Here is an 18,441-nt window from a genome sequence, read left to right as displayed (position 1 = left end):
AGGTCACTTATTCTATTTTTATCGCACGACGTAACCAGCTGTCCGCTCTGCAAACATTAGGGGAAAATCAATGAAAGCACTCACTCTACCCGATATGGGGTTCCTATATTGCGAAACGGTATCACGCCCAAACCATGTAGCTGCAATGCAAATTTTCGATATACCAACCGACTACCAAGGCGATTATGGTAAAGATTTGTATCAACAACTGATGCAATTTACACAAATAGAAAAACCGTTTAATTATAAATTACATACCGCTTATTCGGGGATGATGCACTGGCAAGAAGATGATAACGTTGATCTTGATTATCACATTCGCCGCGTGCAATTACCCCAACCAGGAGCTCGAGAGCAACTCATTGAATACGTAGAGCATTCACACTCAAATCTAATGGACCGCAGCCGTCCATTATGGGAAATGCATTTAATTTCAGGGCTTGCTAACAATCAATTCGCCATCTACCTTAAATTGCATCATGCCTTTACTGACGGTGCTAAAGCCAACAGATTAATTCTTAGCTATTTATCGCCACAAGCCGATGGGCAGTTACAAGCATTTTGGAGCATTAAAGGCTTTGAGAGTAAGCAGAGTGATCCTAAAATAAAAACCGGTTTGGTCGATAAATTAAAACAAAACAGTGCCATTATAAGTAAACAAGTACGCGCAATACCGTCAATTATAGGGCTAGGGTCGAAGTTAATCTTACAAGGCGTAAATGTTTATAAAGCCAACTTTCCAACCCCTTTTACATCGCCTAAAACACCATTTTCAGTGAGTCCCAAACGAGCACGCCGAGCGGCAACTAGCCTGCTGCCGCTGGCACGTATAAGGAACATAGGAAAAATAGCGGGAACCACGATAAATGATGTCGTGGTATGTATTTGTGACATAGCTTTACACCGTTATTTAGCTGATCTAGATTATCAGCTAAATCAACCACTCACGGCGCAAATACCGGTGAGCCTACGCGATCCTAACGATATAACATCGAATAATCGTATTGCAATCACTATGGTTGAATTAGGTCATAGCAACGCAACGCCTCTGACCCGTCTGATGGCCATCAAAGATGCTTGTGACAAGTTAAAACAAGAAGCCAGCTTATTATCCGATGAGGCGTTAACAAGCTACACACTCGCCAGCCAAGGTCTCGCAGTCATAAGTGAATTACTGAAACTCGACGATGTGTTACCACCGGTCGGAAATGTACTTATCTCTAATGTGCCCGGTCCACGTAAGCCTATGTATATGATGGGAGCAAAAATGCTGGAGTGTTTCCCGCTGTCGGCACTGCCACCGGGAATGTCACTGAATATAACCTTATACAGTTATATGGATCATCTCAATGTCGGCTTAATTGCCTGTCGCACAAACCTACCCGATCTGACGAAAATATCGAGTTACATCGAAGATGCATTTTCCGAATTAGAACAAGCAGTAATGAATAGTGCAATCGATATTGTCAGTGAACAAATAGCACGGCTTACCCAGGATGATGGATTATCAAATAGTATGCAGGAATTGATAGGTGTCATTAACGATAATGCTTGTTCAACCGTCATATCGAACACACCGGCACCAGTGCAGAAAGACAATCAGAACAGTATAAAAAAGCAGGCAGTTAAAGTAGCAGAGCAGGCTGGAGGTATTCTCGACTAAACTCAAGGTATTCTCGGCTAAACACAAAGAGTTAGCCGAGTGAATACAATCTCGTTACCTTGTTGGTAGCGGGATCTCTTTAAACATCTCATCAATCTCTTCTGCTGTTTTCAGCATAATCGCTTTATCAACAACATCTCGCGTTAAATGAGGGGCAAAGCGTTCCATAAAATCATACATGTAAGTACGTAAAAAGGTGCCTTTACGGAAACCAATTTTAGTCGTACTCGACGTAAATAAGTGACTTGCATCAATGCGCACTAAATCATCATCGGTTGCATCGTCAAATGCCATAGTGGCTAAAACACCCACACCAATACCTAATTTCACGTAGGTTTTGATCACATCGGCATCCGTTGCGGTAAACACAATTTTAGGCTCTAGTCCGGCTGCATCAAACGCACAATCTAATTCTGAACGGCCAGTAAAACCAAATACGTAAGTAACCAGCGAGTATTTGGCAATATCTTCAACCGTGATCTTACCCACTTTCGTTAATGGGTGACCCGGTTTGACGATAATAGAACGATTCCAGTGATAACAAGGTAACATCACCAAGTCACTGTATAAATGTAATGCTTCAGTCGCAATCGCGAAATCAGCAGTCCCCTTAGAAACCGAATCACTGATCTGTGCTGGCGTACCTTGGTGCATGTTGAGTGACACATCAGGATAACGTTCAATAAAACCTTTAATCACTTTCGGCAGAGCATAGCGCGCTTGAGTATGCGTTGTCGAAATATTTAACGTGCCTTTAGAAGGATGGGTGTGCTGACTCGCCACCGCTTTAATACTTTCAACCTTGCCTAGAATATCAGCAGCAATACGAATAATATCTTTACCAGCTGGTGTCACTTTCGTGAGATGTTTACCACTACGCTCAAAGATCTGCACACCAAGTTCATCTTCTAACATACGCACTTGCTTACTGATGCCTGGCTGCGAAGTATAAAGACTTTCTGCTGTCGCTGACACATTCAAATTGTGATTGAGGACTTCGACTATGTATCTAAATTGCTGTAACTTCATTCGTGATATGCTCTATATTCCAAATAATTAATTGTATTCTAACAAAACAATAGCAGAATACTGTTATTTCTTATTAATAAGATATCCTAAGGACCATTACTTTTATGCAGGTCAAAAATATGATAACACCTTTAGACGATAACATTAAACCCAGCAAAGACACAGTTGATTATGCGTTAATCCTAACATCTGCGGTACATGATATGAAAAATTCATTGTGCTTGTTATTGCAATCGATTGAATCTATGTCTGCAGATATTAATCCCTCGCAAGATGACCATAAACACGGCGCTAAACTCGCGGATTTACACTATGAAGTATTGCGACTAAACAGTGGTTTAATTCAAGTGCTGTCTCTCTATCGTGATGACAAAGATCAGCTGCCATTAAATATTTCTGAATGTTTTATTGCTGATTACTTCACTGAATTTTGCGTTAAAAGTCAGCTGTACAGCGACAGCAACAACATAGAGATTAACATTAACATTGACACCGACCTAGCTTGGTACTGCGATCACAATTTAATTAGCTACTTATTATCTGACGTGTTCATCAATGCCCTCCGTTATAGCAAAGGTAAGATCCTTGTTACCGCAAACATCGTTAATAATCAGCTGGTAATAGAGATTGCTGACAACGGTGCAGGCTACCCAGATAGCATGTTACAAGCTCAGCACAACTCAATGGCTGAGTTAAGCAGTAAGCAGGGACGCACTGGATTAGGTTTATATTTTGCTCGATTAATTGCTAACGCACATATAATAAAAAGGAAAACAGGCCATATATCACTAAGTAATGGGGGCGAACTTGGTGGGGGAATCTTCACCTTAATACTACCTTAAGTAAGGTATTTATAGTAATATCTTACTACCGCAGCAAAATTAGGTTTATTATACAATGAAGCTCACTCTTATGATCATCGCGATTGCTGTCCTACTGTTTTTGGTGATCGGCTATAATATAATCTTACAGTACAAACGTAAAGCTGAAACAGAAAAGCGACAGATAATCATAAAGCACAGGCAAGTAATTGAAGATACAGAAGAATTACTACTGAACACGACATCATTACCTTATAGTCAAGTGCTCACACTAGTCTTACACAGTCGTATGCATGACTCACTCACCGCTATATTACAAAAGGATCCAAGCCTGCCCCAAGTACGTCAGCGCTTAACCAATGTAAAAGCCCAAATGGCACAATTAAAAGATATTCCGGCACAGACAGAAGGTAGCATGTTCCGTTCTCCGAACTCAGATCGAGAAGCGATTGTATTACTTCAACAAATTAAAAAAATTCGTGCGGTGCTACGTGCAGAGCATGCAAAAAGTAAAGTAAATACTCAAACTTTTGTGATTGAAGATCGTAAACTTGAGCTAATGCAACTCAATGTCAATATCGATAATTTACTGAAACGCGCTTATGAAGCACGTGCAACAAGTCAGTTCGGTTCTTGTAAGCAATTGCTGCGTAAGGGCATTGATACCTTAAATAATATTAATGATAAAAATGAATCCCTCGTCACTAAACAGCAAACGCTAGTGTCTTTACTTAATGAAGTGAATGAGCAACTCACCCAAGCGTCATCAGATGACTTAAAAGATCGCCAAGAAAAAGAAAACGAAAAAAATGAATTAGACCTACTGTTTCAACCAAAACAGAAATGGTAACAAGAAGAGAATAAAGAGTAGTATAAAAAACACGTTGAGATTGCTTAATCGATGTTGCTATCACAACGCTATTACAGTACGAAAAAGACTAGTCCTTCACATTATCTTGTTCAGTTCGACGCTCTATCGAACTGAATTCTGCCGCTAAATTAAGTCCCAGTAACTCTCTTCTTAACATATCTAGCGCAACATATAACGCAACAGCTCTGATCCCCTGTCGACTCCATCTCGGGATAAATAACAATTGACTGTAAGTGTGTGTCTTGCTCGCCAGAGCAAACGCAACCGTGCCGACCGGTTTTTCTTCGCTACCGCCACCAGGACCTGCGATTCCAGACACTGCAATACCAAAATCAACACCCGCATTAAACCTCGCGCCTTCAGCCATCTCGGCAGCAACCTCTATTGAAACAGCCCCGTGATTAGCTATCGTCATTTTATCAACATTGACTAAACGACTCTTAGATTCATTACTATAAGTAACATGACTCGAATCGAGATAACCAGAACTCCCCGCCACAGCAATTAATTCACTCGCGATAAGTCCACCAGTACAGGATTCCGCAAGTGATAATGTTTGCCCTTTTTCGAGTATTATAGTTTGCAAGTACTGTGCAAACGAATAGTCCCCTTCAAACAGCACAAACTCACCAAGCTCTGCAAGTACTCGTTCTCTGGCCTTCGCTAAATCAGCTTGGACTATTGATAATAATTTCACTTCAACAGTAGGAAAATCAACACGAAATCCCAACGTAATTGACGGCGGAAGTGACAATGCAGCTAAGCGCTCATTCAACACCGATTCCGAGATGCCAAAGGTTTTAATCTTGATTAAAGTAGGTATTGTTATTGGCGTAAAACGTTGTTGAATATCTGGTAGTATTTGCTCGGTAACCATGTGTTTAAATTCACTTGGTACCCCTGGAGTAAAGTAAAAACGCGCGCGATTAAATTGGAAACTAAACCCACAGGCAGTGCCTACCGGGTTATCAACAACGTCACTACCTTGTGGCAACCAAGCTTGTTTTTCATCACTCTCAGATAAAGTACGATTGGATTTGGCATATTTAGTCACTAAATGGTCATACCATTCTTGCGATAGGCTTAATGGCACGCCCATCGCTTTCGCCGCTGCTTCAGCACTTAAATCATCCGATGTTGGTCCTAACCCACCATTCATGATCACGACGTCAGCTCGGTGACTGGTTTCGGTAATAATATCGATAAGCGAGTCTAAATCATCAGCGATAGTATGACGACGGGTGAATTGACGACCTTGATGAAAAAAGTGTTGTGATATCCATGCCGCATTGGTATCGACAATTTGCCCTGATAGTACCTCATCACCCGTACTGATAAATTCAATTCGCATTAACTGCCCTTATTCACTCTGTCCGTAAATATAAAATAGCGGAGAAAAGATAATATTCCACAATCGCATATATCCATGAGCATATCTTTATTGCCAGGTTGCCGACATATCGGTTTTATCGGCCTCAAACAGCTCTTTGCTATACTTAACTTTGGTCTCTTGAAGGTAGTTAACAAAAATAGCAATACCTTGCTGATAATAGGCTAATCCCTGCTCTGCACTAGCTGGTAACAATAACAACTTAATTATTGAGGCATGACAATGTTGCAAGGTGCCCCGCAACATATCTGCTAAAAAGGCATCTTTCGTTTCATATTTACTGTGCAATAAAATAAATTGTTGTTGTAACTGCTCTAAAGCCGCATATCTATCTGCGACAGACGGCTGTAATAATACCAGCATCTCGTCGACAAATTCAGAAAATAGATTCTGATGTAATATATGACTGTATTGCTTCGCCAATACTCGAGTATCAACAGCATAATGCGTCAGCATCTGCTCCACAAACAACGCTTTATCTAGCGTACTGTCAGGTAAACATATATCCGTTTGATACATTGGAATAGTATTATCAATTTTAATGCCCTGACCAAGATTATAGCAATTAACCTCGGGGTTTAAGCGTAATAACTCTGTCAGGCCAGCTGCCGACATCTGAAAGATCATGGTTGTTTCAACTTGGTCAACATGGTTACCCGGTGCGACTAAATTTGCCAACGCCTTTTTATTAAACAATTGCTTATCTTGGCCTGATTGATCGTAATAGATACTTTTTTTACTGTGGTGAGCATCACCGCTAAAACCAAGATCAACGCCAAATAAATAAATGTTTTTGAACCCCATCCGGGTGAAAAAAGACAAGGCTAAATTAGCGACTGTGGGGTTGCAATACATCAGCTGGGTTAAGTTATCATTATCGCAACCCAGTGCTGGATTCATAATAATTTCCGTGGATGCTTCTACCATTTTTAACGCCATCAACTGGCGATCAAACAGATCCAGTACATCCGGGGAAATGGTATTTAAGGTTAATAACGGGATAGATCTAAGATAGGCCTCATCCCCCACTGACTGTAACACACTGTGTGTGATCCGGGTGCGCTCCATCTCTAAATGAAAATCAGGTTTAATTCCATATTGATGCAAAGCACGTATGGTGGTACCACAACTGACAAGGAGCACTTTATCACGGTTCGCAATAATGTAATCAATATGCTCATCAAGAGAGGGGCCATTAGCTAGGATAAAGACCGGTAATGTGGCGCATTCAGGGAGTGGTTCGGCCTTGGCTAACAGTGGCACATGTTTATTCAAATTATGATATTGATGCGCCAAAGCCAATAATGAATCATCAAAAAAACCAAAACCAAAAGCGACCTGAAAAGCTTGGTTATTAAATTTCTCTAAGGCTTTATCCATCTGCTCAGTCGCATAATGCTTATAACAGAAACTGAAGGTCGAATCATAACGCCCTTTGGAAATAAGCTCACTCGATATATCAGCAAAAAAATCGTCTTCGTTCGCGCCTAAGCATAAATGCAAGCTACTATTATTGGCATCTAATTGCTGTAATATTCCCGCCCAATCAAGTGTAAACAAACTCGCATAGAAAAAATCATGCTCAGGTTCATAAATATATAGGCGTTTAACTTGGTGTTTACTTAACATCAGCGGTAAGTAATAACCCAAACCTAACCCAAAACAAACCATCATATTAACGGCTTCTGGTAATATCAGTTCTTGCTTATGCTGCTTATTAACCTGACTCACTAAATTAGTTAACTGATTGATATATTTAACATGCACAAAATTAATTGGATTATCAATTTCATCAGAAAAATCGACGCGGGTTAATTGTGGATTAAAACGGTATTTTTCAAAATCAATCAAGCCGTCACGATAATAATTCTCACCCAATACAATATTGTCCTCAACGTCCACCAGATGTAATTTACCATCGCGTTGAGCCAATTCAAATTTGGTTGGTTGATAATCGATAAATGACGCATGGATATCGGGAATATACTGCTTGAAAGCAGCCATATTTGCAGCATAGAGAGCCGTCGGGTCAACGATAGGTAGCTGTGCATCTTGATAGATAGCATCGATTTCCTGAGCAAGGCCTAAGTTCTTCTTATGCTGTTGTTGTAAACCTTCTAAAGCGGCAATCTGAGAATTAATATCGTGACTTAAATTTTCCATAAGAACAACCTAAAATTGTTTAATAGCAAGATAACGATTAATTGATTTGGCACGGTGCTTGGTGGTCATCTGCTGCGATTCAAGTTCCAACTTCGCAGTCGTTAGTTTGTTTATTTCACCCGTATCATCAGTGATAATCTGCGTCAAATACGCGGCGGTGTCTGCCGCCAAAGGCGACGTTAAATTAACCAGTTGCTCAATAAATTCCTGACGCTGCTGTAATAAAATATTACAGTTATCAAAATCTTCAGTAAGCAAAGCGACTTGCGCCTGTTCAGATAACGCAGTAATGTCCACCATTAATGCCGCTTTCAAGTCAATCATGATTAAGCACCACGGATTTGTTCACGCATGGCCTCAACTTTCATTTTTTCCGCTTGTGGAATATTTAACCAGGCATCTTTAATTGGTGTAACCAATGTCGTGATCTCATCCAACGGCTCTACAGAACGTTCTAACGTAGCATCATTCAACCGTAATTGAATATAACGGTACAATGCATCAAAATTCTCACCAATTTCTGGATATACTTTATGATTAATACCATCAATCAATCCCGAAGTAATATTAATAGATTTATTAATCGCTTTAGCTTTGCCTTCGATATCATTACGTAGGATACAACCTTTAGCAACAGCAACAGAATCAAGCAGCCCCTGTAACAACATAAAGATCACTTGATGATTATCCGCAGAAGTAATTCCACTTTCACGACTAACTTGCTGATAACGTCTGATATTCGCTCTCATATTTTTACCTAATTATTATTTATATTTATGTTTAATGTTGTACATACCCGAGTAACTGCATTTTAACCAGTCCGGGATTATTCGTTATATTATCGACTATCCCAAGACATTACGAATATAGTCACCGGTGGCATTATAGCGCGACACGGTACTATCCATCGCTGTATATTTTTTCCGTAATGTATCTTCATAAGAGGATATGTAGCGATCTAATTTATCCCGATCGTCCTCAAGACTACGTAAATTAGTATTGAGCAGTGACTGGCGCTGAGTGATCGTGCCTTTATTATTTAAACTGTTATCAAGTACCGCATTAATTTGTGCTGCGACCCCGTTTTTACCGGAAAATAGTTTGCCAAGATCATCCAGCGCATTATTAACAGCGTCATCTAAACGTTGGGCGCCAGATTTACTACCATTGCTACCAAACGGATTGATCGCCAGAACCCCGCCCTCTTCTAAGGAGACACCAGCTGCATATAATGTATTTAGCTTACTACTAGCCCCATTTACAACCCCCCCGGTAATCGACTGCATCTGTTGCTTAACACTGCGGGCTGTTGAATCAAATTTGAGGGAGCCCGTTTCAGGATCCGTCAGAGTATTGATAGTACTGATTAAACGATTATAACCATCAATAAATTCATGCACGAGATCGCTTACCGCAGCATGGTCAGTGGCAGTGGAAAAATTGACCACGTCATTATTTTCAGTCAAACTATTGGCAGTGATCGTAACCCCTGAAACCGCGTGAGTAAAAGTATTACTCTCTTGGGTAATAATATTGCCGTCGATTGCAATAATGGCATCGCTAGCCGCCTTTCCAACCATCTTCGAGGAGATCATCGCTAAGCTTGAATCAGAGGTAAATACCGTTAAATCATTAGCCACACCGGTTTTATCTGAGGTGTAAACTATTTTCGCGCCAAGATCTGAATTAATAATGTTAGCGCCGATACCGTAGTTATTGGGGGCTTCATTAATTTTTTTCTGAATATCTTGTAACGTATCAGTCACATTGACATCAACTTCAAAACTCTCTTTACCGGCATCAAAATACATGATCCCCTGACCTAATTTCACCGTACGGTCTGGCATGAAATCAGACTCTAAACGAGCGCCCTGAGCCAACTGAGTCACCTTAACATCAAACGAGCCTTTCGGTACTACGCCTTTAGTTTCAATGGTGATCGGCAATATTGCGTTACTTTCACCGGGCTGGCGGACGGCACTAGAATCTACTGAGCGACCCTGATAGTGAATATTAGTTTTACTTTGATAAAAGGTATCAGTATTACCTAATTTATTGGTAATACTTTTAAAATCAGCCAGTGCCGCACGTAAGGTTCCGACCCCTGATAACTCAGTTGTAATGCTGATTTCTTTATTATTTAACCGCGCTTCTTTCGGCGATTTTTCAGCTGCTACAAATGTTTTAATGATCGACTCAAGGTCTATTCCAGAACCCATGCCCGCCATAGTCATACCAGCCATATATATCCTTACGTTTTACCAATTATTGATACCAGAGGCAAATGATTACCGCTGATCCATTATCAAACCATTTCATCCAATAACAGACCAGTGCTACTGAATATATCTTCCTGAAACTGTTTAATGTCATCCGCCATTTTCAGGACTGCTTCAGAAGGTAGCTCTTTAAGTATTTCGCCACTATCGGGGTCGATAATTTTCACTATCATCCGGCCAGAATCATCATGCACACTAAAGTCTAACTTCTTATTATTCACATCAAAATGTGTTTGCAGTATTTCTGTTGCTTCATGCAATTTCTGCTCCAACTCTTTGTCTTTACGAAGAGTTGCAGGCTTTTTATCTGTTTCAGTCGTTTTATTAGGTAACTTTAACTCGGATTCAGGTTCGATTATAGCAGACAACGAAGGTACATTGGTTGTGTCGACAGGAGCAACATATAAATTCGTGATCTTATTCTCTGCCGTATTAATTGTGGACATCATCACCTCCGAAGACAAAAAAGCCCCACTATGAGCGGGGCAATAATTTATTTATTCAATTAAAGTAGAGAAAGAGCTACTTGTGAGGTTTGGTTCGCTTGACTCAACATTGAACTTGCCGCCTGCTGCTGTACTTGAACACGCGCTAGATTTGCCGATTCAGCAGCAAAATCAGTATCTACGATACGAGATTTAGATGCAGATACATTTTCTGAAATATTAGTTAAATTACGAATAGTCGATGAAAATCGATTTTGTTTCGCACCGAGATCCGCACGCGTATTAGTGACTGAAGCAATCGCTGAATCTAGGTTCATAATTGCGGTCTGAGCGCCAGCAGCAGTATTGATGTTATCAGCTGTCACGCCTAAACCACCGGTACCCATACTGGTAGCAATGTTTAATTTGATAGTTTGATTGGCATCGGCACCGACTTGAATATCAGCATCGTAAGTACCATCAAGTAAATTCTCACCACCAAACGTGGTGTCTTTAGCAATACGGTTGATTTCTTCTTTTAATTGACCAAATTCGAGTTGCAATGCATCACGATCCGCTCCGCTATTAGAACCATTGGCAGATTGAATTGACAGTACTCGCATACGTTGCAGCATGTTCGTTGTTTCGTCTAATGCACCCTCTGCAGTTTGTGCTAAAGAAATACCGTCATTAGCATTTCGTGAAGCCTGGTTTAAACCATTAACCTGAGATTCTAAACGCGCACCGATCTGCAAACCAGCAGCATCATCAGCCGCACTGTTGATACGTTTTCCTGAAGATAAACGTTCGAACGATTTACCTATTTCATTGGATGCATTACTCAATTGACGCTGTGCATTTAAAGATGAAACATTAGTATTTACATAAACAGCCATATTCGTCTCCTAAAAGAAATCCTGTGAAGGACTGCTGTTTATTGGGAATACAGCCCTTGCTCTTAATTAGTTATTTGTATTGTCATAAAAGTTATCGACACCAAAAATACATTCTTTAGAGTTATTTTGATTTTTCTCTGTTTATTTTCCAACCGACATGAGAAATTAAAATTAAATTCATTAATTTCAACTGCTTATAGTTTATCGTTAATTCTAAATCGAGTTGATTATATTAATGATAAGCATAGAAAATACACCAGAAGAAGAAGTGTTAAATCAAAAATAGGCTGCGTTAATACGAAACAACCAATTAATAAGGTTCAAAAAGGTAAGAATAAACAAGAGGTAACTAAGAAAGGCGGGATTCTATTCTGGCCCTTTCGAGCCAAAATAAACATTCGATTAACCTAGCCGTTATTAACCTTGTAATAGCGACATCGCAACTTGAGATTGCTGATTCGCTTGACTAAGCATAGTACTTGCGGCTTGTTGCGATACTTGGTTCTGCGCCAGTTTTGCAGATTCAGCGGCAAAATCAGCATCCATAATACGTGATTTAGACGCCGATACGTTTTCAGAAATATTGGTTAAATTTCGGATCGTAGATGAAAAACGGTTTTGTTTAGCACCCAGATCTGCACGGACATTGGTTACTGCCGCGATGGCACTATCGATGTTAACAATCGCGATTTGAGCCTGAGCCATCGTTAACAAATTATTCGTTGCAGAACCAACACCCAGCCCCGCTGCGTCCATATCCAGAGATATTTTTACATTAATGATTTGATTAGCATCGGCACCGATCTGGAAATTTTGATCAAAGGTCGAATCAAGTAAGCTCATGCCACCGAATGTAGTATCATCAGAGATGCGATTAATTTCTATCTGCAATTCTTTAAACTCAGTATCTAAAGCTTTGCGGTCAGCAACTGAATTCGAGCCATTCGCCGACTGAATCGACAGCACTCGCATACGTTGCAGTAAGTTCGTACTTTCATCTAATGCCCCTTCTGCCGTTTGCGCGAGGGAAATACCATCATTAGCATTTCGAGCTGCCTGATTGAGGCCGTTAACCTGTGCTTCTAAGCGCGAACCGATCTGTAACCCGGCAGCATCATCTGCCGCTGAGTTGATACGTTTACCAGAAGATAAGCGCTCAAATGATGTTTGCAACGCATTAGTAGCCGTCGTCAAATTACGTTGTGAATTTAAAGATGCTATATTGGTGTTTACATATATGGCCACGTTATCATTCCTTCTGAAACTAACTTACATAGAATTTTAATTTATATACTCAAACATAAAGCAAACTATGTGCCAAATAATTAAAAATCAATAATATATAGTTAAAGCTATGTTTTAAAACAAAAATATTATTTATTATATTATTTTAAATTATAATGTTGTCGCCATTTTATTTATAAGCCAAATTATTGCCGCATTAATGCGGCAGCATAATATGGACATAACACACCATAAGACGGCATTAATTATACGATGGAATGAGACTAAGAATAGAAGTAGTAGCTATATCAAGGATAGTATTGAAGGCAGGAAGAATACTTTTACCTATACGCTTACATCAATAAAGATATAGGTAAAAGCAATTAATTAGGCGGCCCAAAAGGGCCCAGAGGGCGAGACCCTCTTAGCCTAATAGCGACATAGCAACTTGAGATTGTTGATTCGCTTGACTTAACATCGTACTTGCGGCTTGTTGAGAAACCTGATTTTGCGCGAGTTTTGCTGATTCAGCAGCAAAGTCGGTATCCAAAATACGTGATTTAGATGCAGATACATTTTCAGAAATATTCGTTAAATTACGAATAGTTGAAGAAAATCGATTTTGTTTAGCACCCAGATCAGCACGGACATTGGTCACCGAAGCAATCGCACTGTCTAAATTGGTGATCGCGGTTTGAGCTCCTGCCGCAGTGGTCAGCGTATCGGCAGCTAAACCTAGACCAGCCGAATCCATATCCATGGTTATCTTCACATTAATCGTTTGATTCGCATCAGCACCAACTTGAAAATCGGTATTAAAACTTGCATCCAACAACTTCATGCCACCAAAAGTAGTATCTGTTGATACCCGATCTATTTCATTCTTTAACTCACCAAATTCTTTATCCAGCGCTTCTCGATCCGCAGTACTATTTGAACCATTGGCAGATTGAATCGAAAGCACACGCATACGTTGCAACATATTAGTGGTTTCATCCAATGCTCCCTCAGCCGTTTGCGCTAACGATATACCATCATTAGCATTTCGAGATGCCTGGTTTAAACCACTAACTTGCGATTCTAAACGCGAGCTAATTTGCAGACCAGCGGCATCATCTGCGGCAGAATTGATCCGTTTACCCGATGACAAACGTTCAAAAGAAGTCTGCAGTGCATTGGTTGAATTCGTTAAGTTCCGTTGTGAGTTTAACGACGCAACGTTAGTGTTTACATATATAGCCATAATACTTCCCTCTGTATATCAAAATAAATTATGGCAATACACCACAATTCGTTATTATCAATTTCTGCTTAAACCCGCTCTTCTATGAGCAATCAATCACTCATTAATAATAGCAACTTACATGCCAACTTTTACATTGCATTAAACAGGCTTAAATTGTTGATTTTATTGAATGTTTTATAACTCGTTTCGAGAATGTTTTGCTCTTTCGTTAAATCTGTCATTGCCGCGGCAAGATCTGTCTCGGTAAGAATTGCCATTGCCTCTTGATTAATCAATTTGAATGATTCATTTGATTGCGTGATACGCTCAATGGCATTATTCCGCCCACCAATACTGGAAATAACTGACATTACCGCATGTTTCGCATTACCAATGCCGAGTTGCGCATCCGCGATACCATCTTGAAACTCAGACTTAGTTATTGAGGTATCAGTCAGAACTTGTTTGAATGCCTCAAGGGTGTTCAAAATATTTTCATTTATCGATGGCGCCAAAATAATATCGACACTACCCGGGGATGTTCCTGTTGCAGACATAGCCATACCACCAAACCGGATAATATTATCTGACATAAAATTGCCGCTTTGTTGCACATTATTGCCACTGTCTGTAATTGTATAAATATCGCTATTACCAGGAATGGTTGGCGGACTAATCGTGATCTTGAAAATATTATTTGCCGGCATTGCATAGTCATAATTATCACGATGAAAATTATCATATTCGCCCTGATCAACAATACGAACCTCTGCGGCAGAGACATTACCGACAAGATTATCGGACAGAGCAATCAACCGCGCAGGGGCAGATTCAAATACTTCACGACCGTTATCAGCATTACGAATAAATACATTACTTGCGATTTGGATCTTGTTATCTTGTTCATTACCCTGAAAATTATACTGCGCCTTATCTGCATCCCAGGTATAGGATTGCACTTCAGATGCCGAACCAGAGAAAATATGATCACCGTTCGCATTTTTGGTATTGACCAGGTTGAAAATTTCTTTTTGTACTTCGTCGATCTCAATCGCAATAGCGTTGAGATCCAACTCACCCACGCTACCATTGAGCGCCCGGATAGTCAGGACTCGACCTCGCTCCATCGCTGTATGTATGTTGCTTAATGTGGCTTCTTCCAAACCTAGGGTACTTTTTAACATCAGACTATTTTTTTGATATTGAGTATTTTTATTGATCTCATCATGCAAATAAGTCGACTTAGAAACGTCAGCAGGTGAATCAGCCGATGTTTTATATTTATTCAGGGATGTAATCTGGGTATGCGCAGTATTCAGCCGTTGCTGCGCTTTCGACATATCCTGCATAGAACGAGTAAAGATTTGATTATTGGTTAATCGCATTGTGGTTACCTCGCCGCATTCAGGATAGTGTCGAATATTTCTTTGGAAATGCTCACTACCCGAGCAGAAGCATTATACGCCTGTTCATAACGCACCATATTCGCCGCCTCTTCATCCAGGTTTACCCCAGAGACACTCTCGACCCAGTTTTGGCTCTGAGTTAATTTAGATTCACTTGCCGACTGATCAACACGCGCAGCCCTAGTTTTATTACCAATACCAGCAATAAGGGCAGAAATACCTTCCGAAATGGTCATTTGATTACCACCACTGGTCACCTTATTTTGTCTTAAGGTGTTTTCACTTTCCAAACCTGCGAGCTTTAAACCATTCGTGTTATCCCCCGCCGAGTTAGTGTTGTAGTGTAAGCTGAAGCTTTCTCCAGAATTGGGGTTGCCGCTGATGTTAATCTCATAACCAGCTTGAGGATTTAACGGCGGGACTGAATTAGCCAATAAATCTAATCCCAATAGCGCGCCAGAACTCGTCGCTAACAATGTGCCATTGCCATCAAAAATATCAAAATCACCGCTGTTATTAACCGTCACACGTTGTGGAGCAGCCATGTTTAAAGCATTATTTGAAAACGATAAACTAGAATCAAATATGCTACTGACAATCAGTTGGCTATCTGTAATATTATTGGTATTACGGCTCGAACGCAGCGCCGAAGACAGAGCTATGTCTTCGGGCCGAGAAGCGATAACTTGGTAGTCGTCAAAATTAAATAAAGTTGGCGACAAAATGAATTTATCACCACTTTTGAATCCCCCTGTAGCGGCAGAAAAATCAATATCAAAACCATGTTCATCGACGGTAACAGGACCAGGATAAGCACCAGAGATAGGCAAAGGATTCGTACTTTGTACGCCATTTTTGATCTCATAAACGTCAAAAGTAAGTGGACTTGTCATCGTGACTTGATACTGATTAACCGTCAACGCGCCGCCTTCAGTAGGCCTTATAGTCGAGGTTACCATATGCTCAGAATTGGAGTTGTCATGATAACCCTGGGCCATAGTGCCTGGCATTCCGTAAATGTCTTTACCTAACTGACCATTTAAATCTAGTCCCATTCTATTTTGACTGTTGATCGCAGAACCAATACCTAACGCTAACTGACCTATTTCTCGTAACGCCGGAGATACCGCTTCATCACGGAAGGAAAATAACGCCCCAACCGTACCACCCAGCTCAATTTCTTGCAGTAAGATTTGATTACTGTCAATGTTCAAGGCTAATTCATTAATTGATGTATCTGGATTATTGGTTACCACGGTAAATTGACTCACACTACTTTGCATGACTAAAGGTTGTCCACTGATCAAATTTATCGAAATACTTTTGTTGTCATTAGCAATCGTGGATATATCAATCTCACTTGCGAGAGCTTTAATCGACTCATCACGCTTATCCAGTAATGTACCCGATACACCTTGCGACGTATTATTGGCAATCATCACCTGCTGATTTAATCCATGTATCTCTTTAATCAAGGCGTTGAGTAAATCCGGTTTTGCGGTGATCTCATTATTCGCCGTTTTCACCTGTGACTGTAGCTGTTTACCAACACTACTAAAACTGGATACGAGAGATTTGGCATCGGAGAGCGCTAACTCCCGAGTCGATAATGATGTGGGATCGTCATTGAGCGTATGAAAAGATTCAAACAATGTTGAGACCCCGCTACCGAGATTATTCGAGCTATCAGACAATACCTGATCGGTTCGGGTTATTTCTGTTAAAAATTTGTCTCGATTATTAAATTTACTGGTATCAAGTAAGACTTCAGCCTGTGCAAACTGGTTAATTTCTCGACCAGTATCAGAGCGAGCAAGGCCCATGTTGTCAATTTGCGAATTATGCTGGGTACGCTGACGGCTATACCCCTCGGTATTAACATTCGAGATGTTATTACCTGTGGTATTAAGCATTTGCTGGTGACCTAAAACACCAGATGTGCCGATTTGTAATAAATTAACCATCAGATTACGACTCCAACCATCAGAACATCACTCCGAAATAAGACTATTCATTCATTTACTGTTTGCGACTGATCTACTAATAACGTTATTTAAATGCATCATGCTTCATGACGTTTTGTATTTTCGCTGCATAGTTAGGATCTGTTGCATAACCCGCGTCCTGTAAACTATTCAAGAATTGTGCCGAGTCTGCAGAGTTACGTAATGCATCACTATAACGATCGCCGGATTGCAAGAAGTCAGCAAAATCATTAAAGCTAGATTGGAAGTCTTCGTAGCTTCTAAATTGATGTTTTTCACGTTTGGCTACACCATCGGAAAACTCTAAGGTATCGACACTGGTCGTCGCACCTTCCCAGCGTTTATCCGCTTTGATATTGAATAAATTATGCGAGCTACCACCGTTGTTATCCGTTGATACTTTCTTACCCCAACCCGTTTCTAATGCGGCTTGAGCGAGCAACACATCAGGCGAGACATTCAAGCGTTTCGCCACTAAATCAGCAAAAGGGGCTAATGATGCGACAAACTCTGCAGGGCTATTGAATTGCATCGGACGGGCTGCATCTGCCATCGAAAATCCGGCATTTACTTGCTTACCATCATCAATAGAGTTCCCTTCCTCATCAACAGCGGGAGCTGTTGTAGCCTCTTTATCTTCCGGTAATGCTTTGTCTACAGCTGTCGCATTATTTACGGCTTGAATATTCTGCAATGGGTTAGTATCCCCTTGTAATGACGAGGCTGGCATATAATTGCCGCCATCATTCGACAACTGCCTAACAATTATATCTGCTAACCCCATACTGCCTGACTGGCTCATATCAGCCGCCATTTGCTTGTCTTGCATATCACGATAAAACTGGGTGTAGTTGTTATTCATTGGACTTTCCGATTCAAATGCAGCATTCGCGTCACGCATGCTTTTCATCAACATATTGGTAAACAAAGATTCAAACTGCTTCGCGACCTCTTTCAATGCCGTTTCATCATTATTCAGCGCACGTTTACGCAAAGAATCCAGATTATGTGTATCTAAGACGTTACTGCTTACATTGGTTTTAAATGAATTATCCATACCCAGC

At 40.4% G+C, this 18,441-nt stretch carries 16 protein-coding genes; 3 read left to right on the top strand and 13 right to left on the bottom strand.

The window, feature by feature from the left end; all coding sequences use genetic code 11:
* The first annotated feature begins 70 nt into the window (after positions 1–70).
* The gene (locus HRT96_RS01980; RefSeq protein ID WP_293151478.1) at positions 71–1,663 is read left to right on the top strand and encodes a wax ester/triacylglycerol synthase family O-acyltransferase; all 1,593 of its coding nucleotides are present in this window, start codon (positions 71–73) and stop codon (positions 1,661–1,663) included.
* A 54-nt stretch (positions 1,664–1,717) separates the two neighbouring features.
* Here HRT96_RS01980 and cysB read toward each other — a convergent pair whose 3' ends face one another.
* The gene (gene cysB / locus HRT96_RS01975; protein WP_293131254.1) at positions 1,718–2,692 is read right to left on the bottom strand and encodes an HTH-type transcriptional regulator CysB; all 975 of its coding nucleotides are present in this window, start codon (positions 2,690–2,692) and stop codon (positions 1,718–1,720) included.
* 104 nt (positions 2,693–2,796) lie between these two features.
* Between cysB and HRT96_RS01970 the strand changes: the two genes are divergently transcribed.
* Positions 2,797–3,534 (top strand): ATP-binding protein, encoded by a 738-nt coding sequence (locus HRT96_RS01970; RefSeq protein WP_293151475.1) that lies wholly within the window; start codon positions 2,797–2,799, stop codon positions 3,532–3,534.
* Between the two features lie 55 nt (positions 3,535–3,589).
* Positions 3,590–4,363, top strand: coding sequence for a DNA repair protein (locus HRT96_RS01965; RefSeq protein WP_293151472.1), 774 nt, complete (start codon positions 3,590–3,592; stop codon positions 4,361–4,363).
* A gap of 88 nt (positions 4,364–4,451) precedes the next feature.
* Here HRT96_RS01965 and HRT96_RS01960 read toward each other — a convergent pair whose 3' ends face one another.
* The 12 genes from HRT96_RS01960 to flgJ form a co-directional block, all read right to left on the bottom strand.
* A complete protein-coding gene (locus HRT96_RS01960; protein ID WP_293151469.1) occupies positions 4,452–5,735 on the bottom strand; it encodes a CinA family nicotinamide mononucleotide deamidase-related protein in 1,284 nt (427 codons plus the stop codon).
* A gap of 87 nt (positions 5,736–5,822) precedes the next feature.
* Positions 5,823–7,937, bottom strand: a complete 2,115-nt coding sequence (locus HRT96_RS01955; protein ID WP_293151466.1) for a 6-hydroxymethylpterin diphosphokinase MptE-like protein — start codon at positions 7,935–7,937, stop codon at positions 5,823–5,825.
* 9 nt (positions 7,938–7,946) lie between these two features.
* Positions 7,947–8,261, bottom strand: a complete 315-nt coding sequence (locus HRT96_RS01950; protein WP_293151463.1) for a hypothetical protein — start codon at positions 8,259–8,261, stop codon at positions 7,947–7,949.
* A 2-nt stretch (positions 8,262–8,263) separates the two neighbouring features.
* Positions 8,264–8,686: a flagellar export chaperone FliS gene (fliS, locus tag HRT96_RS01945; protein ID WP_293131272.1), complete on the bottom strand. Its 423-nt coding sequence runs from the start codon at positions 8,684–8,686 to the stop codon at positions 8,264–8,266.
* 96 nt (positions 8,687–8,782) lie between these two features.
* Positions 8,783–10,180, bottom strand: coding sequence for a flagellar filament capping protein FliD (gene fliD, locus HRT96_RS01940; RefSeq protein WP_293151460.1), 1,398 nt, complete (start codon positions 10,178–10,180; stop codon positions 8,783–8,785).
* Positions 10,181–10,242: 62 nt separating this feature from the next.
* Positions 10,243–10,662: a flagellar protein FlaG gene (locus tag HRT96_RS01935; protein ID WP_293151457.1), complete on the bottom strand. Its 420-nt coding sequence runs from the start codon at positions 10,660–10,662 to the stop codon at positions 10,243–10,245.
* A 59-nt stretch (positions 10,663–10,721) separates the two neighbouring features.
* The gene (locus tag HRT96_RS01930) at positions 10,722–11,537 is read right to left on the bottom strand and encodes a flagellin (protein ID WP_293151454.1); all 816 of its coding nucleotides are present in this window, start codon (positions 11,535–11,537) and stop codon (positions 10,722–10,724) included.
* Between the two features lie 417 nt (positions 11,538–11,954).
* Positions 11,955–12,782 carry a flagellin gene (locus tag HRT96_RS01925; RefSeq protein ID WP_293151451.1) on the bottom strand — a complete coding sequence of 276 codons (828 nt, stop codon included), beginning with the start codon at positions 12,780–12,782 and terminating at the stop codon, positions 11,955–11,957.
* A gap of 403 nt (positions 12,783–13,185) precedes the next feature.
* Positions 13,186–14,004 carry a flagellin gene (locus HRT96_RS01920; protein ID WP_293131287.1) on the bottom strand — a complete coding sequence of 273 codons (819 nt, stop codon included), beginning with the start codon at positions 14,002–14,004 and terminating at the stop codon, positions 13,186–13,188.
* A 131-nt stretch (positions 14,005–14,135) separates the two neighbouring features.
* The gene (gene flgL, locus HRT96_RS01915) at positions 14,136–15,371 is read right to left on the bottom strand and encodes a flagellar hook-associated protein FlgL (RefSeq protein WP_293151448.1); all 1,236 of its coding nucleotides are present in this window, start codon (positions 15,369–15,371) and stop codon (positions 14,136–14,138) included.
* Between the two features lie 5 nt (positions 15,372–15,376).
* Entirely contained in the window at positions 15,377–17,356 is a 1,980-nt protein-coding gene (locus HRT96_RS01910; protein WP_293151445.1) for a flagellar basal body rod C-terminal domain-containing protein, read from the bottom strand.
* 85 nt (positions 17,357–17,441) lie between these two features.
* Positions 17,442–18,434, bottom strand: coding sequence for a flagellar assembly peptidoglycan hydrolase FlgJ (flgJ, locus tag HRT96_RS01905; protein WP_293151442.1), 993 nt, complete (start codon positions 18,432–18,434; stop codon positions 17,442–17,444).
* Positions 18,435–18,441 lie beyond the last annotated feature (7 nt).

Origin of the sequence: Moritella sp., assembly GCF_013215705.1 — a bacterium.
Taxonomy (GTDB): Bacteria; Pseudomonadota; Gammaproteobacteria; order Enterobacterales; family Moritellaceae; genus Moritella.
This window is presented reverse-complemented; position numbering and strand designations above follow the sequence as displayed.